Source organism: Kitasatospora sp. NPDC051914 (assembly GCF_040680995.1).
GTDB lineage: Bacteria > Actinomycetota > Actinomycetes > Streptomycetales > Streptomycetaceae > Kitasatospora.
In genome coordinates this window covers 50,953-73,250 of sequence record NZ_JBFAXX010000014.1, presented here as the reverse complement: position 1 = coordinate 73,250, position 22,298 = coordinate 50,953, and the positions used below count along the sequence as shown (strand labels likewise).

General features: G+C 73.1%; 22 protein-coding genes. 3 read left to right on the top strand and 19 right to left on the bottom strand.

Annotated features, from left to right (window positions below):
- Positions 1-52: 52 nt before the first annotated feature.
- The 18 genes from AB0M03_RS11880 to AB0M03_RS11795 all read right to left on the bottom strand — a co-directional run bounded on the left by AB0M03_RS11880 (position 53) and on the right by AB0M03_RS11795 (position 19,778).
- A complete protein-coding gene (locus tag AB0M03_RS11880) occupies positions 53-919 on the bottom strand; it encodes a helix-turn-helix transcriptional regulator (RefSeq protein WP_363491138.1) in 867 nt (288 codons plus the stop codon).
- A gap of 274 nt (positions 920-1,193) precedes the next feature.
- Positions 1,194-2,654 carry a glutamate synthase subunit beta gene (locus AB0M03_RS11875; RefSeq protein ID WP_363491136.1) on the bottom strand — a complete coding sequence of 487 codons (1,461 nt, stop codon included), beginning with the start codon at positions 2,652-2,654 and terminating at the stop codon, positions 1,194-1,196.
- On the bottom strand, positions 2,647-7,227 hold the full coding sequence (gltB, locus tag AB0M03_RS11870) for a glutamate synthase large subunit (protein ID WP_363491245.1): 4,581 nt from the start codon (positions 7,225-7,227) through the stop codon (positions 2,647-2,649). The genes AB0M03_RS11875 and gltB overlap by 8 nt, the downstream gene beginning before the upstream one ends.
- Before the next feature lie 477 nt (positions 7,228-7,704).
- Entirely contained in the window at positions 7,705-8,445 is a 741-nt protein-coding gene (locus AB0M03_RS11865; protein WP_363491134.1) for a VIT1/CCC1 transporter family protein, read from the bottom strand.
- A gap of 204 nt (positions 8,446-8,649) precedes the next feature.
- A complete protein-coding gene (lgt, locus tag AB0M03_RS11860; protein ID WP_363491132.1) occupies positions 8,650-9,582 on the bottom strand; it encodes a prolipoprotein diacylglyceryl transferase in 933 nt (310 codons plus the stop codon).
- A 127-nt stretch (positions 9,583-9,709) separates the two neighbouring features.
- A complete protein-coding gene (locus AB0M03_RS11855; protein ID WP_363491130.1) occupies positions 9,710-10,534 on the bottom strand; it encodes a thioredoxin domain-containing protein in 825 nt (274 codons plus the stop codon).
- 91 nt (positions 10,535-10,625) lie between these two features.
- Positions 10,626-11,141 carry a MauE/DoxX family redox-associated membrane protein gene (locus AB0M03_RS11850; RefSeq protein ID WP_363491128.1) on the bottom strand — a complete coding sequence of 172 codons (516 nt, stop codon included), beginning with the start codon at positions 11,139-11,141 and terminating at the stop codon, positions 10,626-10,628.
- Positions 11,142-11,311: 170 nt separating this feature from the next.
- Positions 11,312-11,578, bottom strand: a complete 267-nt coding sequence (locus AB0M03_RS11845) for a hypothetical protein (protein WP_363491126.1) — start codon at positions 11,576-11,578, stop codon at positions 11,312-11,314.
- A gap of 217 nt (positions 11,579-11,795) precedes the next feature.
- Positions 11,796-12,605 carry a tryptophan synthase subunit alpha gene (gene trpA, locus AB0M03_RS11840; protein WP_363491124.1) on the bottom strand — a complete coding sequence of 270 codons (810 nt, stop codon included), beginning with the start codon at positions 12,603-12,605 and terminating at the stop codon, positions 11,796-11,798.
- A 2-nt stretch (positions 12,606-12,607) separates the two neighbouring features.
- Positions 12,608-13,855, bottom strand: coding sequence for a tryptophan synthase subunit beta (gene trpB / locus AB0M03_RS11835; protein WP_363491122.1), 1,248 nt, complete (start codon positions 13,853-13,855; stop codon positions 12,608-12,610).
- A gap of 208 nt (positions 13,856-14,063) precedes the next feature.
- Complete coding sequence (gene trpC / locus AB0M03_RS11830) at positions 14,064-14,870, bottom strand: indole-3-glycerol phosphate synthase TrpC (RefSeq protein ID WP_363491120.1); 807 nt, start codon at positions 14,868-14,870, stop codon at positions 14,064-14,066.
- Positions 14,871-15,104: 234 nt separating this feature from the next.
- Positions 15,105-15,536: a DUF2752 domain-containing protein gene (locus tag AB0M03_RS11825; protein ID WP_363491118.1), complete on the bottom strand. Its 432-nt coding sequence runs from the start codon at positions 15,534-15,536 to the stop codon at positions 15,105-15,107.
- Positions 15,537-15,658: 122 nt separating this feature from the next.
- Positions 15,659-15,916, bottom strand: a complete 258-nt coding sequence (locus AB0M03_RS11820) for an HGxxPAAW family protein (RefSeq protein WP_363491116.1) — start codon at positions 15,914-15,916, stop codon at positions 15,659-15,661.
- Between the two features lie 111 nt (positions 15,917-16,027).
- A complete protein-coding gene (locus tag AB0M03_RS11815; RefSeq protein WP_363491114.1) occupies positions 16,028-16,624 on the bottom strand; it encodes a TIGR02234 family membrane protein in 597 nt (198 codons plus the stop codon).
- A gap of 57 nt (positions 16,625-16,681) precedes the next feature.
- Positions 16,682-17,146: a Uma2 family endonuclease gene (locus AB0M03_RS11810; protein WP_363491112.1), complete on the bottom strand. Its 465-nt coding sequence runs from the start codon at positions 17,144-17,146 to the stop codon at positions 16,682-16,684.
- 121 nt (positions 17,147-17,267) lie between these two features.
- The gene (locus AB0M03_RS11805) at positions 17,268-18,785 is read right to left on the bottom strand and encodes an anthranilate synthase component I (RefSeq protein ID WP_363491110.1); all 1,518 of its coding nucleotides are present in this window, start codon (positions 18,783-18,785) and stop codon (positions 17,268-17,270) included.
- Positions 18,786-18,872: 87 nt separating this feature from the next.
- Positions 18,873-19,247: a phosphoribosyl-AMP cyclohydrolase gene (gene hisI, locus AB0M03_RS11800; RefSeq protein ID WP_363491108.1), complete on the bottom strand. Its 375-nt coding sequence runs from the start codon at positions 19,245-19,247 to the stop codon at positions 18,873-18,875.
- A 36-nt stretch (positions 19,248-19,283) separates the two neighbouring features.
- Positions 19,284-19,778: a hypothetical protein gene (locus AB0M03_RS11795; RefSeq protein ID WP_363491106.1), complete on the bottom strand. Its 495-nt coding sequence runs from the start codon at positions 19,776-19,778 to the stop codon at positions 19,284-19,286.
- A 103-nt stretch (positions 19,779-19,881) separates the two neighbouring features.
- Between AB0M03_RS11795 and AB0M03_RS11790 the strand changes: the two genes are divergently transcribed.
- A complete protein-coding gene (locus AB0M03_RS11790) occupies positions 19,882-20,193 on the top strand; it encodes an MTH1187 family thiamine-binding protein (protein ID WP_363491104.1) in 312 nt (103 codons plus the stop codon).
- A 63-nt stretch (positions 20,194-20,256) separates the two neighbouring features.
- A complete protein-coding gene (locus tag AB0M03_RS11785) occupies positions 20,257-20,775 on the top strand; it encodes a hypothetical protein (protein WP_363491102.1) in 519 nt (172 codons plus the stop codon).
- 28 nt (positions 20,776-20,803) lie between these two features.
- Here AB0M03_RS11785 and AB0M03_RS11780 read toward each other — a convergent pair whose 3' ends face one another.
- Positions 20,804-21,496, bottom strand: a complete 693-nt coding sequence (locus AB0M03_RS11780) for an ester cyclase (RefSeq protein WP_363491100.1) — start codon at positions 21,494-21,496, stop codon at positions 20,804-20,806.
- A 121-nt stretch (positions 21,497-21,617) separates the two neighbouring features.
- On the opposite strand from AB0M03_RS11780, the gene AB0M03_RS11775 reads away from it, so the two are divergent.
- Positions 21,618-22,265 (top strand): TIGR03085 family metal-binding protein, encoded by a 648-nt coding sequence (locus AB0M03_RS11775; protein WP_363491098.1) that lies wholly within the window; start codon positions 21,618-21,620, stop codon positions 22,263-22,265.
- Positions 22,266-22,298: the final 33 nt, after the last annotated feature.

Genomic DNA, 22,298 nt, shown 5'->3' with positions numbered 1-22,298 from the left:
AGTTCCGTCCGGGCGAACGGATTTGACGGAATCTCATCCTACTGACCGGCGATCAGATGTCTCCGAGAACGGAGCGGAGAAGTGCCAGTGAATCCTCGGGGGTGAGGCTGGCCTCGCTGAGCCGCTGCAGGGCGGCGGTGTACTCGGCGACCTCGGCGGGCCGGTCCAGGTACAGGGCGCTGGTGAACTGCTCCAGGTAGACGACGTCGGGCAGCTCCGGTTCGGCGAAGCCGAGCACCGAGAAGGCGCCGGCCTCGGCCCCGGGCAGGTCGGTGCCGAGCGGCACCACCTGCAGCACGACCTCCGGCCGGCCGGCGGCGGAGATCAGGTGCTCCAGCTGGCCGCGCATCACCTGCGGCCCGCCGCAGGGGCGGCGCAGCGCCGCCTCGTCGATGACGGCGTGCAGGGCGGGTGCCCGGCCGGAGGCGAGCAGCTGCTGGCGGCGCATCCGGACGGCGACCCGGCGGTCGACCTCCTGCGGGGTGGCGTTGTGGCGGCCGAGCAGGACGACGGCGCGGGCGTAGGCCTCGGTCTGCAGCAGCCCGGGGACGAACTGGATCTCGTAGCTGGCGATCGAGGCGGCGGCCTCCTCGAGGCCGAGGTAGGTGTGGAACCAGGTCGGGACGACGTCCTCGTACCCGTGCCACCAGGAGACGGCGTTGGCCTCGGCGATCAGGCCGAGCAGGGTGGTGCGCTCCTCGCCCTGGTCGACGCCGTAGAGGGTGAGCAGGTCGGCGACGTCGCGCTCCTTGAAGCCGACCCGGCCGAGTTCCATCCGGCTGATCTTCGACTCGGACGCGCGGATCGAGTAACCGGCCTCCTCGCGGGTCACGCCGCGGGCCTCGCGCAGCCGCCGCAGCTGGGAGCCCAGCAGCAGCCGGTGCGCGGTGACCCCGCCGCCCGTGTGGAGCATGCTCATCGCGCCGACCTCCATGTCCGGTGGGGCAGTTGCCCGTCGGGCGCAGTCTGCCACCCGGGTACGACAGCCGGAAGGGTGCGCCGCGCCGCTCCCAGCCGATTGCCAGGAAAGCCGTCGGCTGCGTGCCCGGCAGGGACCGTCGGCGTCCGAACAGCAGGCAGCGCCTGCCCCCAACTGGTCGGGGAGTGGGCAGGCGCTGCAACCGCATGGTCCCGGCGGCTCTGGCGGGTCGCGGTGTACTGCAGCCGGAGTTGTCTCCGGTAGTTCGGGTGTGTCAGACCACCAGGGGGCGGTCGGTGGGGCGGATCGGCGCGGGCAGCGGGGTCTTGCCGCCCAGGAACTTGTCCACCGCTGCCGCGGTGGACCGGCCCTCGGCGATCGCCCAGACGATGAGCGACTGGCCTCGGCCGGCGTCACCGCAAACGTACACGCCCTCGACGTTGGTGGCGAACTTGCCGTCACGGGCGACGTTGCCGCGGTTGTCCAGCTCGACGCCGAGCTGCTCGACCAGGCCGTTCTTGACGTCGGTGCCGGTGAAGCCCATGGCCAGGGTGACGAGCTGGGCCGGGATGGCGCGCTCGCTGCCGGGCACCTGCTCGAACCTGCCGTCCTTGAACTCGACCTCGACGAGGTGGAGCTGCTGGACGTTGCCGTCCTCGTCGCCGCTGAAGTGGGTGGTGGAGACGGAGTAGATCCGCTCGCCGCCCTCCTCGTGCGCGGAGGTGACCTTGTAGGTCATCGGCATGGTCGGCCAGGGCTGGTGGCCGGGGCGCTCCTCGCTGGGCCGCGGCATGATCTCCAGCTGGGTGACCGAGGCCGCGCCCTGGCGGTGGGCGGTGCCGACGCAGTCCGCGCCGGTGTCGCCGCCGCCGATGACGACCACGTGCTTGCCCTTGGCGCTGATCGGGGAGTCGACGTAGTCGCCCTCCTGCACCTTGTTGGCGAGCGGCAGGTACTCCATGGCCTGGTGGATGCCGGCCAGCTCCCGGCCCGGGACGGGCAGGTCGCGGGCGGTGGTGGCGCCGGCCGCGATGACGACCGCGTCGAAGCGCTCGCGCAGCTGCTGGCCGGTGATGTCCTCGCCGACGTGGACGCCGGTGCGGAAGCGGGTGCCCTCCGCGCGCATCTGCTCGATGCGGCGGTTGATGTGCCGCTTCTCCATCTTGAACTCGGGGATGCCGTAGCGCAGCAGGCCGCCGATGCGGTCGGCGCGCTCGTACACGACCACGGTGTGGCCGGCCCGGGTGAGCTGCTGGGCGGCGGCCAGGCCGGCCGGGCCGGAGCCGACGACGGCCACGGTCTTGCCGGACAGGCGCTCCGGGACCTGCGGGGTGACGCCGCCGCGGTCCCAGGCCTTGTCGATGATGGTGACCTCGACGTTCTTGATGGTCACCGCGTCCTGGTTGATGCCGAGGACGCAGGCCGACTCACAGGGCGCCGGGCAGAGGCGGCCGGTGAACTCCGGGAAGTTGTTGGTGGCGTGCAGGCGCTCGATGGCGCCCGTCCAGTCGTCCCGGTAGGCGAGGTCGTTCCACTCGGGGATGAGGTTCCCGAGCGGGCAGCCGTTGTGGCAGAACGGGATGCCGCAGTCCATGCAGCGGCCGGCCTGCTTGGTGATGATCGGCAGGAGGCTGCGCTCGACGTAGACCTCGTTCCAGTCCCGCAGACGGACGTCGACGGGACGGCGCTCGGCCAGCTGCTTCGGGGTGGTCAGGAAGCCCTTCGGGTCAGCCATGTGCCGCCTCCATCATCTTGCGAGTGGTCTCGGACTCGGAGAGCCCGTCGCGCTCAGCGGCATCCTTGGCGGCGAGCACAGCCTTGTAGTCGGTGGGCATGATCTTGGAGAAGCGGGAGACGCCGCTGCCCCAGTCGGCGAGGAGCTCGGCGGCCACGGTGGAGCCGGTCTCCTCGTAGTGCTGCTGCACGGTCTCGCGCAGCCAGTCGCGGTCCTTGGCGTCCGGGGCCTCGATGCCGACCATGCCGCCGTTGACATTGGCCGGGCGCAGGTCGAGGACGTACGCGATGCCGCCGGACATGCCCGCTGCCAGGTTGCGCCCGGTCTCGCCGAGGACGACGACCCGGCCGCCGGTCATGTACTCGAGGCCGTGGTCGCCCACGCCCTCGACGACCAGTGTGGCACCGGAGTTGCGGACGGCGAAGCGCTCGCCGGCCTTGCCGCGGAGGTGGATGCGGCCGCTGGTGGCACCGTACCCGATGGTGTTGCCGGCGATGACGTGGTTCTGGGCGTCGGCGCCGATGGCCGCGGCGTCGCGGGCCGGGCGGACGACCACGACGCCGCCGGACAGGCCCTTGCCGACGTAGTCGTTGGCGTCGCCCTCCAGCCGCAGCGTGATGCCCTTCGGCACGAAGGCGCCGAACGACTGGCCGGCGGAGCCGGTGAAGGTGACGTCGATGGTGCCCTCGGGCAGGCCCTCGCCGCGGTACCGCTTGGTCACCTCGTAGCCGAGCATGGTGCCGACGGTGCGGTTGACGTTGCGGATCGGCAGCTGGATGCGGACGGCGTCGCCGCGCTCCAGGGCGTCCTCGGCCAGCTCGACGAGCTGGTTGTCGAGCGCCTTGTCGAGCGAGTGGTCCTGCACGGTGGTGTTGTGCAGGGCCGCGCCCTCGGGGAGCTCGGGCACGTGGAAGAGCGGCGCCAGGTCGAGGCCGGCGGCCTTCCAGTGGTCGACGGCGGCGGCCGCGTCGATGTGCTCGGCGTGGCCGACGGCCTCCTCGATCGAGCGGAAGCCCAGCTCGGCGAGGATCTCGCGGACCTCCTCGGCGATGAACTCGAAGAAGTTCACCACGAACTCCGGCTTGCCGGAGAAGCGGTCGCGGAGCACCGGGTTCTGGGTGGCGACGCCGACCGGGCAGGTGTCCAGGTGGCAGACGCGCATCATGATGCAGCCGGAGACCACCAGCGGGGCGGTCGCGAAGCCGAACTCCTCGGCGCCCAGCAGGGCGGCGATGACGACGTCGCGGCCGGTCTTCAGCTGGCCGTCGGTCTGCACGACGATGCGGTCGCGCAGGCCGTTCAGCAGCAGGGTCTGCTGGGTCTCGGCGAGGCCGAGCTCCCAGGGGCCGCCCGCGTGCTTGAGCGAGGTCAGCGGCGAGGCGCCGGTGCCGCCGTCGTGGCCGGAGACCAGCACCACGTCGGCGTGCGCCTTGGAGACGCCCGCGGCGACGGTGCCGACGCCGACCTCGGAGACCAGCTTCACGTGGATGCGGGCCTGCGGGTTGGCGTTCTTGAGGTCGTGGATCAGCTGAGCCAGGTCCTCGATGGAGTAGATGTCGTGGTGCGGCGGCGGGGAGATCAGGCCGACACCCGGGGTGGAGTGCCGGGTCTTGGCGACCCACGGGTACACCTTGTGGCCGGGCAGCTGGCCGCCCTCGCCGGGCTTGGCGCCCTGGGCCATCTTGATCTGGATGTCGTCCGCGTTGACCAGGTACTCGCTGGTGACGCCGAAGCGGCCGGAGGCGACCTGCTTGATCGCGGAGCGGCGCTCCGGGTCGTACAGGCGGTCCGGGTCCTCGCCGCCCTCACCGGTGTTGGACTTGCCGCCGAGGCGGTTCATCGCGATGGCGAGGGTCTCGTGCGCCTCGCGCGAGATGGAGCCGTACGACATGGCGCCGGTGGAGAAGCGCTTGACGATCTCGGAGACCGGCTCGACCTCGTCGATCGAGATCGGGGTGCGGTCCTTGGCGTCCAGCTTGAACAGGCCGCGCAGCGTCATCAGGCGCTCGGACTGCTCGTTCACCCGGGAGGTGTACTGCTTGAAGATGTCGTACCGCTTGTTGCGGGTGGAGTGCTGCAGGCGGAAGACCGTGTCCGGGTCGAACAGGTGCGGCTCGCCCTCGCGGCGCCACTGGTACTCGCCGCCGATCTCCAGCGCGCGGTGCGCGGCCGGGATGCCGGAGGCCGGGTAGGCCTTGGCGTGGCGGGCGGCGGTCTCCTTGGCGATCTCGTCCAGGCCGATGCCGCCGAGCTTGGTGGTGGTGCCGGCGAAGTAGTTGTCGACCAGCTCCTGGGAGAGGCCGATCGCCTCGAAGACCTGGGCGCCGCGGTACGAGGCCACGGTGGAGATGCCCATCTTCGACATGACCTTGAGCACGCCCTTGCCGAGCGCCTTGATCAGGTTCTTGATCGCCTTCTCGGGCTCGACGCCCTGGATGAAGACGCCCTGGGCGACCAGGTCCTCGACGGACTCCATCGCCAGGTACGGGTTGACCGCGCCGGCGCCGTAGCCGACCAGCAGCGCGACGTGGTGCACCTCGCGGACGTCGCCGGCCTCGACGATCAGGGACACCTGGGTGCGCTGCTTGGTGCGGATCAGGTGGTGGTGGATCGCGGAGGTGAGCAGCAGCGACGGGATCGGCGCGTGCTCGGCGTCCGAGTGGCGGTCGGAGAGGACGACGATGCGGGCGCCGTCGGCGATCGCGGCGTCGGCCTCGGCGGCGATCTCGGCCAGGCGGGCGGCCAGGCCGGCCCCGCCGGTGGAGACCTTGTACAGGCCGGACAGCGTGACGGCCTTCAGGCCGGGCTGGTCGCCGTCGGCGTTGATGTGGATGAGCTTGGCCAGCTCGTCGTTGTCGATCACCGGGAAGGTGATGCCGACGGAGCGGCAGTGCGAGGGCTGCGCGTCGAGCAGGTTGCCCTCGGGGCCGAGGTTGCTCAGCAGCGAGGTGACGAGCTCCTCGCGGATGGCGTCCAGCGGCGGGTTGGTGACCTGCGCGAAGAGCTGCACGAAGTAGTCGAACAGCAGGCGCGGCTTCTCGGAGAGCGCGGCGATCGGCGAGTCGGTGCCCATCGAGCCGAGCGCCTCGGCGCCGGTCTTGGCCATCGGCGCCAGGATGACGCGCAGCTCCTCCTCGGTGTAGCCGAAGGTCTGCTGACGGCGGGTCACCGAGGCGTGGGTGTGGGCGATGTGCTCGCGCTCGGGGAGCTTGGCGAGCTGGATCTGCCCGGCGGCGATCCACTCCTCGTACGGGTGCTCGGCGGCGAGGGCGGACTTGATCTCCTCGTCCTCGACGATGCGGCCCTCGGCCGTGTCGACCAGGAACATCTTGCCGGGCTGCAGACGGCCCTTCTTGGCGACCCGCTCCTGGTCGATGTCGAGCACGCCGACCTCGGAGGAGAGGACGACCAGGCCGTCCTCGGTGATCCAGTAGCGGGCGGGGCGCAGGCCGTTGCGGTCGAGGACGGCGCCGATCTGGGTGCCGTCGGTGAAGGTGACGCAGGCCGGGCCGTCCCAGGGCTCCATCAGGTTGGAGTGGTACTGGTAGAACGCGCGGCGGGCCGGGTCCATGGTGGCGTGGTTCTCCCACGCCTCCGGGATCATCATCAGCACCGCGTGCGGCAGCGAGCGGCCGCCGAGGTGGAGCAGCTCCAGGACCTCGTCGAAGGACGCGGAGTCGGAGTGGTCCGGGGTGCAGATCGGGAAGATCCGGTCGAGGTCGCCGGGGATGAGGTCGGTGGCGAGCTGGGACTCGCGGGCGGTCATCCAGTTCCGGTTGCCCTTGACCGTGTTGATCTCGCCGTTGTGCGCGACGAAGCGGTACGGGTGGGCGAGCGGCCAGCTCGGGAAGGTGTTGGTCGAGAACCGCGAGTGCACCAGGCCGACGGCGGAGGCGTAGAGCCGGTCCGACAGGTCGGGGAAGAAGGGCTCCAGCTGGCCGGTGGTCAGCATGCCCTTGTAGACGATGGTGCGGGCGGACAGCGACGGGAAGTAGACGCCGGCCTCGCGCTCGGCGCGCTTGCGGACGACGAAGGCGACCCGGTCGAGCTCGATGCCGGTCTTCTCGGCGTGCGAGACGAAGATCTGACGGAAGCGCGGCATGACCGAGCGGGCGGTGGCGCCGAGCAGGTCCGGGGTGACCGGGACGTCGCGCCAGCCGAGGACGGTCAGGCCCTCCTCGGCGGCGACGGCCTCGATGGCGGCGACCGCGGCGGCGTCGGCGGCGTCCTCGTCGGGGAGGAAGGCGATGCCGACGGCGTAGGAGCCGGCGGCCGGCAGCTCGAAGGAGACCTTGGAGCGCAGGAAGGCGTCCGGGACCTGGGTCAGGATGCCCGCACCGTCACCGGAGTCCGGCTCGGCGCCGGTGGCGCCGCGGTGCTCCAGGTTGCGCAGGACGGTGAGCGCCTGGTCGACAACGGTGTGGTCGGCGATGCCGGTCAGCGTGGCGACGAAGCCGACGCCGCAGGCGTCGTGCTCGTTTCGCGGGTCGTACAGGCCCTGAGCAGCAGGTCGCGCATCCGGAACGAGCGCGTACGGGCGGCTGGCCTGCACGGGCTCGTTGGCGGAGTGCATGGATGCAGACAGCATCGGCTCTCCCGTCGTCGTCTTTTGGCTTGGGAGCACCTCCCGGCCGGGAGCCGGAGGGGCTTGGTGCATTAAGGGACGACGTTGGCCCTCTGCGATTTCGTGCAAGTTACATGATGCCGGACATCCCGCGAAGTGGAACGGGGCGTCCACATGGCGGACATAACCTGCAGGTCAGCGGCGGTTACCGGCTGGTAGGTCCGGCCCGGCAGAACGCGCAACGGTGCGCGTGTTTCCACCAGTGTGCCCAACGGCCGCGCGGGTGAAACAGCGGCGAAACGCCCCGTCCACACGGCCGCGGTGGCGGCGCCTGCGATTCCATCCCGTACGGACGAGCACCGGAATGGAATCGAGGGCCGGAAGCTGCCGGGGAGAGCGTAGAACAGGCATGGACCACCGGCCCATGTGTGGAACGTCACGCACGCCCCGGCATACCCATGCGATGCCCTGTGGCATCGCACGAGGTCAGCCGACCGCGCCGCCGATGAGGTGGCCCAGCAGGAAGGTCAGGCCGGCGGCGGCGCCGCCCAGGGCCAGCTGGCGCAGGCCGCTGAACCACCAGCTGCGGGCGGTCACCCGGGCCACCACGGCCCCGCACAGGAACAGGCCGCCGGCCGCCACCACCAGGGCCGGCCACAGCGAGGCCGCACCCAGCAGGTACGGCAGCAGCGGCAGCAGCGCGCCCAGCGCGAAGCAGGCGAAGGAGGAGGCCGCGGCGACGACCGGCGACGGCAGGTCGTCCGGGTCCACGCCCAGCTCCTCGCGGGCGTGCACGGCCAACGTCCGCTCCGGGTCGCTGGACAGCTGCCGGGCCACCTCGTGGGCCAGCTCCGGCTCGACGCCCTTGGCCACGTACAGCTGGGCGAGCTCGGCCAGCTCGCCGTGCGGGTTGCGGCTCAGTTCCAGGCGCTCGGCCTCGATCTCGGCCTCGACCAGCTCGCGCTGCGAGGCGACCGAGGTGTACTCCCCGGCCGCCATCGAGAAGGCGCCGGCGGCCAGGCCGGCCAGGCCGGTGAGGATCACCGTGCTGCGGCCGACGTCGCCGCCGACCACACCGCTCACCAGCGCCAGGTTGGACACCAGGCCGTCCATCGCGCCGAACACGGCGGGCCGCAGCCAGCCGCCGTTCACGTCACGGTGGTGCCCGTCCTCCGGGATGCGCGGCTTGGGCTCCCCGGTGGCGGGCCGGTCTATGGCGGTGCTCATGGCTGTCAGGTCTCCTGTCGGACGTCCCCCCTGCGCAGCCGGGCACGGCGGCTCTGCCGTGGAGCTGGGCTGCCCGCAGGCTCTACGAGTTCGAACGTAGCCCGTTGACCTGCGACTTTCCAGCAAAGTAAGGCTGTCCGAACATGCCGGCGGCCGCCCTCCACACGGGGTGGCGGGCGGCCGTCGGGCAGGCGTTCGGGCAGGTCAGGCGGGCTGCTCCGGGGCGGCGTCGGCCGGGGCGGCGGTGCGCTGGGCGCCCGGGGAGCTGTCCGAGGGCTGGGACGCGGCGTCCTTCTCGTCCGCGGTGCGGGCGGCCGGGTCGATCGAATCCGGCGCCTCCCGGCCGGGGCGCAGCCGGGAGGACACCACCAGGTAGACGACCGCCGCCACGAAGAGCACGATCGCGGTCCAGTCGTTGAGGCGCAGGCCCAGGATGTGGTGCGCCTCGTCGATCCGCAGCCACTCGGTCCAGAACCGGCCCACCGTGTAGGCGGCGACGTACAGGGCGAAGGCCCGGCCGTGGCCGAGGGTGAAGCGGCGGTCGGCCCAGATCACCAGCAGGGCGACGCCGACGCACCAGAGCGACTCGTAGAGGAAGGTCGGGTGGAAGACGCCGTCGACGACCGTGCCGTCGGCCTCCACCTTGTGGATCTCCAGGCCCCAGGGGAGCGTGGTCGGCTTGCCGTACAGCTCCTGGTTGAACCAGTTGCCCCAGCGGCCGAAGGCCTGGGCGAGCGCGATGCCCGGCGCGATGGCGTCGGCGTAGGCGGGGAGCGGGACGCCGCGGCGGCGGCAGCCGATCCAGGCGCCGACCGCGCCGAGGGCGATCGCACCCCAGATGCCGAGGCCGCCCTCCCAGATCTTGAAGGCGTTCCACGGGTTCCGGCCGTCACCGAAGTACAGCTGATGGTCGGTGATCACGTGGTAGAGCCGGCCGCCGATCAGGCCGAAGGGCACGGCCCAGACGGCGATGTCGCCGACCGTGTGCTTGGCACCGCCCCGGGCGACCCAGCGCCTGCTGCCGAGCCAGACCGCGACGACGACGCCGATGATGATGCAGAACGCGTAGGCGCGCAGCGGGACCGGTCCGAGGTAGAGGACGCCCCGCGACGGGCTCGGGATGTATGCGAGATCCATGGCAGGGTCGACGCTACCCTGTCGCGCGCGCGGTGCGGGCACCGGCGCGGGTCACAGCTTCCGAACGGTCGCGGGGCGGCCGGCCGGCGGGTGCCCGGCCGGCGGCCGCGGGGTGCGGCCGGGTGCGTCAGGGGGACGGCGCGGTGCTCGGCACCTGCGAGCCGGTGGTGCCGGGCTTCTTGCCCTGGTTGGCCTCGTCGACCCACTTCACGAGGTTCTCCGGGGAGATCTGCTCCTCCCCCTTCTTCGGGTAGACCGGGGTGCCGTTGAGCAGCACCGTCGGCGTGGACTTGAAGCCGGACTTGTCGAAGTCCTGCTGGACGGCGGAGACCCAGCCACCGAACTCGTTGTCGTTGACGCAGGCCCGGAAGGCGGGGGTGTCGAGGCCCGGGACCTGCTTGGCGAGGTCGAGCAGGGCCTCCTTGTCGCCGAAGGTGTCGCTGGTCTCGGCGGGCTGGTTCTTGTAGAGCACGTCGTGGTAGGCGCGGAACTTGCCCGCGTCCTGCGCGCAGGCCAGGGCGTTGGCACCGTACTTGGAGCCCTTGCCGTCGAGCGAGCGGTCGATGAACGAGACGATGTGGTAGTTCGCGGTGATCTTGCCCGCGTCCTCCAGCTCGTTGACGGTCTGTGCGAAGGCCTGCTCGAAGCTGCCGCAGGCGGGGCAGCGCGGGTCCTCGTAGACGGTGAGGACGGAGGGGGCGTCGGCCGCGCCGCTGGGGATGACGAGGTTCTTCTCGCCGGTGGTGCCGGCCGGGGCGGCGGTCGGGGTCTCCGGCTTGGAGCGCTGGTCCTGCACCACGACGCCGGTGACCGCCGCGGCGGCGATCACGCCGATCACCACGCCGCCGACGACGAGCTGCTTCTTGCGCCGGCCGCGGGCCTCGTCGGCGGCCCGCTGCTGTTGCAACCGCTCGCGGGCGGTGCGCTTGCCTTCTCGGTTCTTCTCGCTCATGGGTGCTGTGTCCAAGGCCGTGTCCGGGTCGTCGGAGGGATGCGGGGTGTCCGCGGGGAGGGGTGGGGCGCGGAGTGCGGTGGGCGGGCGGTCAGGCGGCGAGCCAGGCGTCGGCCGAGAACTTCGTCCTGGGCCGGAGGACCAGCCAGAGGGCGAGCAGCAGGAAGCCGGTGTCGCGGAGGATCTCCTGGAGGTACTCGGTCTTGGAGGCGTCGACCGTGCCGCCGCCGCCGAAGCAGCCGCAGTCGATGGAGATGCCGCGGGCCCAGGCCGAGGCGATGCCGGCGATGAAGGCCAGCAGCAGCAGCGCCGAGACCGCGGCGACCAGCCGGGTGCCCAGCCCGATCAGCAGCAGCAGTGCCAGGGCGAGCTCCAGGAACGGCAGGCCGTACCCGACCGGCTTGACCAGGGACTCGGGCAGGATCTCGTAGGCCCGGACGGCCTGGGCCGCCTCGGCCGGGTCGGAGATCTTGGCGAGCCCGGCCCAGCCCCAGACCACCGCCAGGCCGAGGCGGGCGGCCAGGCCGATCCACTCGGAGGCCGGGCCGGCCAGGACGCGGCGCAGCCCCCCGGCGCTCTGCGGCCGGATCGTCTGCTGACTGACCATGCGGTCTCCCCCTGGGCGTGGTACGGCATCGGTGCGGCCCGTGTGCTGCGGCGCGCGGCGCCGCGGCGGCGGCCCCTGACGGATGAACCGTAGAGGAGGAAGTGCAGTTCCTCCGCTTTCGCGAATTAAGCCGAAAGGGTGAGATTTTCGGGGGTGATGTCCGGCTTGTTCTAACGGTCCTGACGATCCGTCCGGCCGCAGCGGCCGACCGGCGCGTCGGCGGCGGAGGGCTCGCGGCCGTGCGGGCCCGGGGACCGCTCGCCGAACGCCGCGAGGGCGGCGGCCGGGCCGACGCAGGCGCGGGCGTCCCGGGCTGCCTGTTCGGCACCCCGTCTGGCCAGCGCCTGGCCGGCGGCGGTCTGCATCCCGAGGGCCGTGCCGAGGGCGAGGGCGGCGGCCGCCGCACGGATCAGGACGGCACGGTGCAGGGACGGCACGGGCGGACCTCTCGACGGTCGGGGCGGTTGAGCGGTGCACGAACCACGGAGTGCGGACGGCACCGTCAACCCGTCCCTCCGCTCAACGCGGGTCAACCGCACCCGATGCGCCGGCCCTCCACTCTCCACTCGTGCGGGTGAATTTCCGGGGCCGGAGGAACCACGACGGCCCGCCGCCTCGTGCGAGGCGGCGGGCCGTCGGTCGGAGCGGGCCGGGTTACCGGCGGCGGACGCCCTCCGCGAGGTCGGCGGCGAGGGCGCGGACGGCGCCGAGGGCCGCCTCGGTGTCGCCGTCCGCGTCCAGGATGCGCCGGACGAAGGCGGAGCCGACGATCACGCCGTCGGCGAAGCCCGCCACCTCGGCGGCCTGGGCGGCGGTGGAGACGCCGAGGCCGACGCAGACCGGCAGGTCGGTGGTGGCCCGGGTGCGGGCGACCAGGTCCTCGGCGAGGTCGCCGACCTGGGCCCGGGTGCCGGTGACGCCCATCACCGCGGCCGCGTAGACGAAGCCGGAGCCGGCCGCGGTGACCTCGGCGAGGCGGGCGTCCTTGCTGCTGGGGGCGACCACGAACACGGTGTCCAGACCGTGCTCGCCCGCCGCCTTGCGCCACTCCTCGGACTCCTCCACCGGGAGGTCGGGCAGGATGCAGCCCGCTCCCCCGGCGGCCGCCAGGTCGGCGGCGAACCGGGCGACGCCGTACCGGTCGACCGGGTTCCAGTAGGTCATGACCAGCACCGCGGCCCCGGGGTGCGCGGCGGCGACCTCGGCGACGGTGTGCAGCACGTCCTTGATCCGGACGCCGCCGCGCAGCGCGATGTCGTCGGCGGTCTGGATGGTCGGGCCGTCCAGCACCGGGTCGGAGTGCGGCAGGCCGATCTCGACGACGTCGCAGCCGCCCTCGACCAGGGCGTTGACGGCGGCGATGCCGCCCTCGACGGTCGGGAAGCCGGCCGGGAGGTAGCCGATCAGTGCGGCGCGGTTCTCCGCCTTGGCCGCGGCCAGGACGGTGGTGAGCTTGGATGCCATGGTCACTTGCCCTCGCCGCTCTCGGTGTTCGCCTGGTCGTAGAGGCCGAAGTACTCGGCTGCGGTGTGCATGTCCTTGTCGCCGCGGCCGGAGAGGCTGACCAGGACGGTCGCCTCCGGGCCGAGCTCGCGGCCGAGCTCCAGGGCGCCGGCCAGCGCGTGGGCGCTCTCGATGGCCGGGATGATGCCCTCGGTGCGGGACAGCAGGCGCAGCGCCTGCATGGCGGCGTCGTCGGTGACGGGGCGGTACTCGGCGCGTCCGGTGTCCTTGAGCCAGGCGTGCTCGGGGCCGACGCCGGGGTAGTCCAGGCCGGCCGAGATGGAGTGCGACTCGATGGTCTGGCCGTCCTCGTCCTGCAGGACGTAGGTGCGCGAGCCGTGCAGCACGCCGGGGTCGCCCTTGGTGAGGGTGGCGGCGTGGCGCGGGGTGTCGGCGCCCTCGCCGGCGGCCTCGCAGCCGATCAGGCGGACGCCGGCGTCCGGGATGAACTCGTGGAAGATGCCCATGGCGTTGGAGCCGCCGCCGACGCAGGCGACGACCGCGTCGGGCAGCCGGCCGGTGCGCTCCAGGACCTGCTCGCGGGCCTCCACGCCGATGACCCGGTGGAAGTCGCGGACCATCATCGGGAAGGGGTGCGGGCCGGCGACGGTGCCGAAGAGGTAGTGGGTGGAGTCGACGTTGGCGACCCAGTCGCGGAACGCCTCGTTGATGGCGTCCTTGAGGGTGCGGCTGCCGGACTTCACGGCGACGACCTCGGCGCCGAGCATGCGCATCCGGGCGACGTTCAGCGCCTGGCGCTGCGTGTCGACCTCGCCCATGTAGATGGTGCAGTCGAAGCCGAACAGCGCGCAGGCGGTGGCGGTGGCCACGCCGTGCTGGCCGGCGCCGGTCTCGGCGATGATCCGGGTCTTGCCCATCCGCCTGGTGAGCAGGGCCTGGCCCAGCACGTTGTTGATCTTGTGCGAGCCGGTGTGGTTGAGGTCCTCGCGCTTGAGCAGGATGCGCGCGCCGCCGGCCTCGGCGGAGAACCGCCGCACGTCGGTCAGCGGGCTCGGCCGGCCGGTGTAGTCCTTCAGCAGGCCGTCGAGTTCGGCGGCGAAGGCCGGGTCGGTCTTGGCCTTCTCGTACTCCTCGGCGACCTGCTCGACGGCGGCGACCAGCGCCTCCGGGATGAAGCGGCCGCCGTACGCGCCGAAGTAGCCGCGTGCGTCCGGGACGTGGGCGCCCGGCAGGTAGTCCTTCTCGGACATGGTGAAGCGTCCTTCTGGGTCGATGGGATGGCAGGAGGGACGGCCGGTCAGCGGCCGTGCGTCCTGCGCCATCGACGGCCCGGCACCTGGCCGGGCTCGCAGCCGATCACGTAGCGCACCCGCCGCCCCAGCACCCGGCGCGCGGGCGCGCGGCAGCCGCGCGGGCGGCAGCCGGGGGCGAGGCGGGAGGCGAGTTTCACGGCAGCGGTCAGCCCTTGTGGCGGAGGGCCGGGTGGGCGCCGGCGGCGACCAGGTCGGCCACCGCGGCCTTCGGGTCCCTGCCGGTCACCAGGGACTCGCCGACCAGCACCGCGTCGGCGCCGAGGTTGGCGTACTGGATGACGTCGAGCGGGCCGCGGACACCGGACTCGGCGACCTTGACGATCCCGGCCGGGATCGCGTCGACCACGTTGCCGAAGGTGTTGCGGTCCACCTCGAGGGTCTTGAGGTTGCGGGCGTTGACGCCGATGATCTTCGCGCCGGCGTCCACCGCGCGGGCGATCTCCTCCTCGTCGTGCACCTCGACCAGCGGGGTCAGCCCGATCGACTCGGCCCGCTCGACGAGCGAGACCAGGGCCGGCTGGTCCAGGGCGGCGACGATCAGCAGGGCGAGGTCGGCGCCGTGCGCGCGGGCCTCCCACAGCTGGTACGCGGTGACGATGAAGTCCTTGCGCAGGACCGGGGTGTCGACCGCGGCGCGGACGGCGTCGAGGTCGGCGAGCGAGCCGCCGAAGCGGCGCTGCTCGGTCAGCACGCTGATCGCGGCGGCTCCGCCGGCCGCGTAGTCCAGCGCCAGGGCGGCCGGGTCGGCGATCGCCGCCAGCGCGCCCTTGGAGGGGCTGGAGCGCTTGACCTCGCAGATCACCCGGACGCCGTCGCCGCGCAGCGCGGCCACGCCGTCCTTGGCCACCGGTGCCTTGGCGGCGAGCTCCTTGAGCTCGTCGAGGGACACCCTGGCCTGTCGCTCGGCGAGGTCCTCACGGACCCCGTCGATGATCTCGTCGAGCACACTCACGCGAGCGCCCCCATCATTTGCTGGCTAGGTGCCGGGGGGAACGGTGCCCACCGGCCTGGCTGTGCGGTCAAACCGCCGGGGACGTTTCACGCGGATCGGTGAGGATCCCGTGCGTACGCGCCCCCGTTGGCTCTTCGATGGTATCGGGAGCAGTGGGCGCGGGGCGCATCCGCCCGGCGTGCGTCTCGCGGAGCGGACCGGGTGGGGGCGGGTCGCGGCGGGTGCCTCCCGTGCTCACACCAGGGGCGGTGCCAGCCCGGCCCCGGCCGACAGGTTGCGCAGCACGGTGAAGACCACCAGCAGCACGGCCAGCACGACGGTCTGCGGCAGGGTGACGGCGAACCGCGGCGGGGTGCCGCCGGTGAGCGCGGCCCACAGCCAGCGCAGCCAGAACACGGCGGCGGCCACCGCCAGCACCATGACGAGCAGGTTGTCGTGGCCCGCGGCGTTCAGGTCGCCGTGGGTCAGCGCGTGGACGCAGCGCAGACCGCCGCAGCCGGGGCACCACCAGCCGGTGGCCTGCAGCACCGGGCAGGTCGGGTAGTGGCCGGGCGCGTTGGGGTCGACCGCGGCGACGTAGGCCGTCGGCAGCGCGACGGCCACCAGGGCCGCCAGCGGGCGGGCCAGCCGGCGGCCGAGCGGGACGGGGAGGTCGGGAGCGCTCACGGCGCCGATTCTCCTCCCCCGGCGCCGCCCTGCGCGGAAGGCCCCGCGGAAGGCGCGGCGCGGGGCGGAACGCACGCGCCCCCGGTCACCGTCGGTGATCGGGGGCGTCGGCGGACGTGCGGTCAGGCGGCGCTGACGGAAGCGCGCTCCTCGACGGCCGGGGCGGCGGCCGGGGCGAAGTGCGGGCTCGGCTGCTTGCCCATGCCCGCCATCGACATCGCCTTGCCGACCACGCCGGCCACCACCACGAGCACCAGGCCCGCGACGACGAGCAGCACGTTCGGGATGATCATGGCGACGCCGCTGACCGAGAAACCGATGAAAGCGATGGTCACGCCGGTCCAGGCGGCGGGAGTGTGGCCGTGCGCTGCTGCCGACATCTGTTGGTGCTCCTTGTTCTCCGATTCCCGGCCGGGCGGTACGAGGCGCTCGACGGGTTGACCCCTCCATTGTGCCGGGCCCTCACGCCCGTCCCCAAGGCGGGCCCCGGGTCAGCCGGTGGGATCTTCGCCACGGTCGAGGGCCTTCCACAGCTCGGCCGCGCTGTCGGTGGGCCGCGGTCGGGCGGCGGCCTTGCGGGTCGGCGCCTCGTAGCGGGCGCCCATCGCGGGCCAGGCCCGCCCGGCCAGGACGGTCAGCAGGCCTGCCGCCGCCAGCAGCACGCCGCCGGCAGCGGCCACCCAGGGCCAGCCCGTCCGGCTGATCTCCTCGGCGCGGGCGCCGGCCAGCGCCAGCCGTCCGGCGGCCTCGGCGTTGAGTCCCGCGGTGTCGGTGGCGCCGATCACCGCGCCCGCGACCACGCCGAGGCCGGCCAGGGCGGTGAGCACGCCGACGGCGGTGCGGGCGGCGCCGCGGACGGCGAAGACGGCCACCGCGGCGGCCAGCGCCGCCAGTGCGAGCCCGGTGGGCAGCCCGGTCAGCCGGGAGCCGGTGGCGCTGACCTCCAGACGGCCCCCGGCGGTGCCGGAGACGACGCCCTCGGCCCAGGTGCGGCCGGTGGAGGTCAGGACGAGCAGGGCTCCGACGGCGGTCAGCAGCAGCATCAGGGCGAGCGAACGGCGGCCGGTCTTGGGTGCGGGAGAACTCACCCGTCCACTATCGCCGACCACACGGACGGACCGGTCGGCCGGGGTCCCGTCGCGGGGTCAGTCCCGGTCGCGCGGGAAGGCGCCGGTGGCGACGACCAGTGTCCGGCCCTTCAGCTGCACGTTCACGTCCTCGCCGAACGGCACCCGCTCGGCCAGGTGGTAGGCGCCCGCGGGCTGCGGGTCGGAGTGCACGGTGCAGACGCCCTCGGCGGGGTCGACCACCACGTACACCGGGACACCGTGCCCGGCGTACCGGCGCAGCCGTTCCACGGAGCCGCCGCGGGGGCCCGCTGCGGGGACCACCTCCAGCACGGCCTCCAGGTCGTGCCAGGCCCAGCGGCCCCGGGCGTCGGGCCGGGTGCCCGCCGGCACCACCACGAGGTCCGGGGCGCGGCCGGGGGCCGCCACGGGAAGGTCCAGCGCGGCGTCGGTTACGGCGACTCCGTGGCCCGCCAACTGGTCCTCGACCTGCCGGACGGTGTCCAGGACGATCGCCCGCCGGGCCGCTCCGCGCAGGCTCATCGCGGCACCCCCGTCCGCGGCGGCGGCCCGCACGGGGGGCCCGCGGCCGCGCGCACGCCCCGGGCGCTGCCCGTCCTCGTCGCGGTCATGGCGGCCGCCTCCCTCCGCGGGATCGGTTACCTCACGATACCGGCGGGCGCAGCGTGTTGGCGGTGGCGACGGCACGCAGCACGGCGGCGGCCTTGTTGCGGCACTCGGTGTCCTCGGCGTGCGGGTCGGAGTCGGCCACCACGCCGGCGCCGGCCTGCACGTAGGCGGTGCCGTCGCGCAGGACGGCGGTGCGGATGGCGATGGCGGTGTCGGAGTCGCCGGCGAAGTCGAGGTAGCCGACGCAGCCGCCGTACAGGCCGCGGCGGGTGGGCTCGAGCTCCTCGATGATCTGCATGGCGCGCGGCTTGGGTGCGCCGGAGAGGGTGCCGGCGGGGAAGCAGGCGGTCAGCACGTCGAAGGCCGTGCGGCCCTCGGCGACCCGGCCGGTGACGGTGGAGACGATGTGCATGACGTGGCTGTAGCGCTCGATCGCCATGAAGTCGACGACCTCGACGCTGCCCGGCTCGCAGACCCGGCCGAGGTCGTTGCGGCCGAGGTCGACGAGCATCAGGTGCTCGGCCCGCTCCTTGGGGTCGGCTAGGAGTTCGGCGGCGAGTTCGGCGTCCTCGTGCGGGGTGGCGCCGCGGTGCCTGGTGCCGGCGATCGGGTGCACCATCGCCTCGCCGTCGCTGACCTTGACCAGTGCCTCCGGGCTGGAGCCGACCACGTCGAAGCCGCCCTCGGCGGTGCCGTCCGGGCCGGGGAAGCGGAAGAGGTACATGTACGGGCTGGGGTTGGTGGTGCGCAGCACCCGGTACACGTCGAGGGCGGAGGCCGGGCAGGGCGCCTCGAACCGCTGCGAGGGCACCACCTGGAAGGCCTCGCCGGCCCGGATGCGCTCCTTGACCGTCTCGACGGCCGCCCGGTAGGGGGCGCCGCCGAACGGGGAGTGCGCCTCGGCCGCGGTCGGGGTGAAGGTGGCCAGGCCCGGGTCGACCGGCTTGAGCAGGTCGGCCTCCATGGCGTCGAGGCGGGCCACCGCGTCCGCGTACGCCTCGTCGACGCCGCTGGCCAGGTCGTTGTGGTTGACCGCGTTGGCGATCAGCAGCACGGTGCCGTCGACGTGGTCGAGGACGGCGAGGTCGGTGGCGAGCAGCAGGGTGAGCTCGGGGAGCTTCAGGTCGTCGGGGGTGAGGTTCGGCAGCTTCTCCAGCCGGCGGACGACGTCGTAGCCGAGGTAGCCGACCATGCCGCCGGTGAGCGGGGGCAGGCCGTCGTCGGTGTGCCGGGGGGTGTGCAGGGCGGCGAGGGCGGCGCGCACCACCTGCAGCGGGTCACCGCTGGTGGGGATGCCGACGGGCGGGGTGCCGTGCCAGCGGGCGTTGCCGTCGGGGTCGGCGGTGAGGGTGGCGGCGCTGCGGACGCCGACGAAGGAGTAGCGGGACCAGCTCTGGCCGTGCTCGGCGGACTCCAGCAGGAAGGTGCCGGGACGCTCCCCGGCGAGGCTGCGGTAGAGCCCGATCGGGGTGAGGCCGTCCGCGAGGAGCCTGCGGGTGACGGGGATGACCCGGGTGTCTGCGGCGAGCTTGCGGAAGGCCTCGAGGTCCATGGGAGCGGGCACCGTTCGGAGAAGGGGGGCGGGCTGGCGTGTGGTGCTGGGGCTGGCGTTGGTGCGGGCGTGGAGCCGGTCGAAAGGTCAGCGAGCGACGGGCAGCACGTCGGCGTCGAAGCAGGTGCGGTCGCCGGTGTGGCAGGCGGCGCCGGTCTGGTCGACCTTCACCAGCAGGGTGTCGCCGTCGCAGTCGAGGGCGACGGCGACGACCCGCTGGACGTGGCCGGAGGTGTCGCCCTTCACCCAGTACTCGCTGCGGCTGCGGCTCCAGTAGGTGCAGCGGCCGGTGGTGAGGGTGCGGTGCAGCGCCTCGTCGTCCATCCAACCCAGCATCAGCACCTCGCCGGTGTCGTACTGCTGGGCGATGGCGGGGAGCAGGCCGTCGGCGGTGCGCTTGAGACGGGCGGCGACCGCCGGGTCGAGGGCGGTGCTGCCGGGCACTGCGGGTGTGGTGGACATGCGGCCCATTCTCGCAGGTCCCGCGCGGCGGGGTGATCAGTGTTCGCGGAGTGGGCGGGCCTCCTCGGGGCTCTCGCAGCCGTCCGGCCAGACGACCCTGACCTCCAGGCCGGCGGCGCGGGCGGCGTCGACGACGCGGGCGGGTTCGCTGCCGGGGCGGCCGTCCCAGACGGCGACCAGTTCGTCGACCATGCCGACCAGGACGCCGGCGTCGTCACCCGGCCCGCCGGCCCGGGCGGGGGCCAGCCGGTGCACGGCGTTGGCCGCGTTGAGCAGCCGGCGGCGGGTGTCGCGGCAGCCGTCCCCGGCGAAGGCGCCGGCCCGGGCCTCCTCGGCGGAGAGGACGGCCTCGATCCGGCCGCCGTGGTCGAGGACGGACTGCGCGAACCAGGTCTCCGGCCCCGGCCGGAGCCGTCCGACACCGACCAGGTCGTAGGCGCCGTGCGCGGTGACCAGCTGCCAGAGTTCGCCGCGGACGAGCATCTCGGTGAGGTCCGAGAGGGTTTCGTGCCCGATGATTCCGACTCGCATGAGAAGTTGACCCCTTGTACGGGTCGTGCCGGCCCCAGCGTACCGAGCGGCGGCCGGCGCGCGAACGACCGGAGCCCGGGAACGGGCGGGAAGCGAGGACGGGATGATCGTGGCCTTCTCCGTCACGCCGCTGGGCGTGGGCGAGGACGTGGGCGAGGCGGTGGCGGCGGCCGTGAAGGTGGTCCGCGACAGCGGGCTGCCGAACCGGACGGACGCCATGTTCACCAGCATCGAGGGCGAGTGGGACGAGGTGATGCCCGTCGTGCGGGCGGCGATCGAGGCGGTGAAGGAGTACGCGAACCGGGTCAGCACCGTGATCAAGATCGACGACCGGGCGGGGGTGGGCGGCGGACTGACCGCGAAGGTCGAGAGCGTGGAGCGGCACCTCGCCGCCCTGGAGGACCGCGGGCAGTAGCGGTGATCCGCTGACGGCGGCGGCGGTGCCGGGCCAGAATGGCGGGGAGCCGAGGGGGTCGGGGTGGAACAGGGGCGCAGGCGGGCCGTCGTGGTGGTCGCCGTCGTGGTGGTGCTGGCGGTGGCGGCCGCGGTCTGGCTCCGGCCGGACGGCGAACGCAAGGCGGCGCCTCCCCCGCCGGCCCCCGGCAGCAGTGCACCGAGCCCCTCCCCCAGCCCGTCGCCGACGCTGCCGTACCCCTTCTTCGCGCCGGGCACCTGCTTCGACCACCCGCAGCTCAGCGAGGTGATCACCCGGGCCGAGGAGCGGCCCTGCGAGCAGCCGCACGACGGCGAGGCCATCGCCAACGTCGAGCTGCCCGAGGGGCTGACCAGCGATGTGCAGATCGGGCGGGCCCTGCGGGACCTCTGCAAGGAGCCGCTAGCCGAACGGGACCGCCGCCAGGGCGGCGGCGGCCCGTACTACGGCTTCCCGCTGGGCCCCTACCTGCCGTACTACAAGCAGGGCATGCGGGACGCCACCTGCACCATGACCGTCAGCAACGTGCAGCACGGCCGCAAACTGACGGGCCGTTTCCACTGACGCCTGGACGCTCCCTGGGGTGCGCCTCTCACATCCGGACGAGGCCGAGTTGGCGCATCATGGACATGTTGTCCCAGTGCCACCAGCCCTCGCAGATCATGCCGTCCTTGAAGCGGAAGGTCGTGGAGCCGGTCAGTTCGACGCGCTTGTGGGTGGCGGGCAGGCCCATGAAGTCGCCCTTGTGCATGCCGCTGAAGCTCCACATGGTGGTGACGCAGTCGCCCTCGGCGAGCTGCCGGTCGATGGTGAAGGCGAAGTCGAAGGCCTCCAGGTACTCGGCGCACTTGTCGCGGACGGCGTCCCGCCCCATGAGGTCGTTCTCGTCGGCGATGTCGTGGTCGTGGTAGTCGGTGGCGACGAGTTCGTCGAAGACGGTGAGGTCGCCGGCCGACATGCGCTGCATCAGCTGCTGGACGGCGGCCTTGTTGAGCTGCTCGTCGCGGACGATGTCCAGGTCGGTGAAGGTGGGCGGCTCGTCGCAGAGCGCCACCATCTCGTGGAAGATCCGGTCGGTCTCGGGCAGCTGGGAGTTCCGCATGGCCTCCTCGTAGGAGGGGAACTCGACGATCTCGACGACGTGCCGGGCGTCGGCGCGGTCGGCCCCGACCATCGAGTGGGTGGCCGTGCGACGGCCCTTGCTCTGCTCGATCCAGTTGTCCATCAGCCGGTTGAGGTCGTCGACCTTGTCGGTCCTGCACTCGATGAGCTGGACGAACGTCATGATGCACCTCCGGGTGGCTCCGCCCCCTGGCCCCTTGATCGTCCGCCGACCGCCGCACCCTCGGGTTCTTACGATCCTCCCGCTCCGCCCCACCGGCAAGGCACGCCCTAGGGTGGGCACCATGACGAGGTTTGCGCGGGGGGAACGCGAGCGCCTGGCGGATCTGCTGGTGGCGGCCGGGCCGCAGGCGCCGACGCTGTGCGCGGGGTGGACGACGGCCGACCTGGCGGCCCACCTGGTGCTGCGGGAGCGGCGGCCGGACGCGGCGGCCGGCATCCGGATCACGCCGCTCGCCGGGTGGACGGAGCGGGTGCAGCGCGGTTACGCGCGGCGGCCGTACGGGGAGCTGGTGGAGCTGTTCCGGTCGGGGCCGCCGGCGGTGTCCCCGTTCGCGCTGCCGGGCGCGGACGAGGCGGCCAACCTGGTCGAGTACTTCGTGCATGCGGAGGACGTCCGGCGGGCCGTGCAGGGCTGGCGGCAGGAGGAGGTCGCGGCGCCGCTGGCGGACGCGCTGTGGCGGCGGCTGCCGATGCTGGCGCGGCTGGAGGCGGGCCGGAAGTCGCCGGTGCAGCTGGTGCTGGAGCGCCCGGACGGGCGTAGCGTCACGGTGGCGCACCGGACGGCGCCGACGGTGCACCTGACCGGGGAGCCGGGCGAGCTGGTGCTCTTCGCGTACGGCCGCGGGGCGCGCACCTCGCTGTCGGTGCACGGGCCGGAGACGGCGGTGGCCGCCCTGCGGAAGGCGCTGCCGCTGCCCGGTCCGCGCTGACCTGCGAAAACGCCGGAGTTCCGGCGAACATCG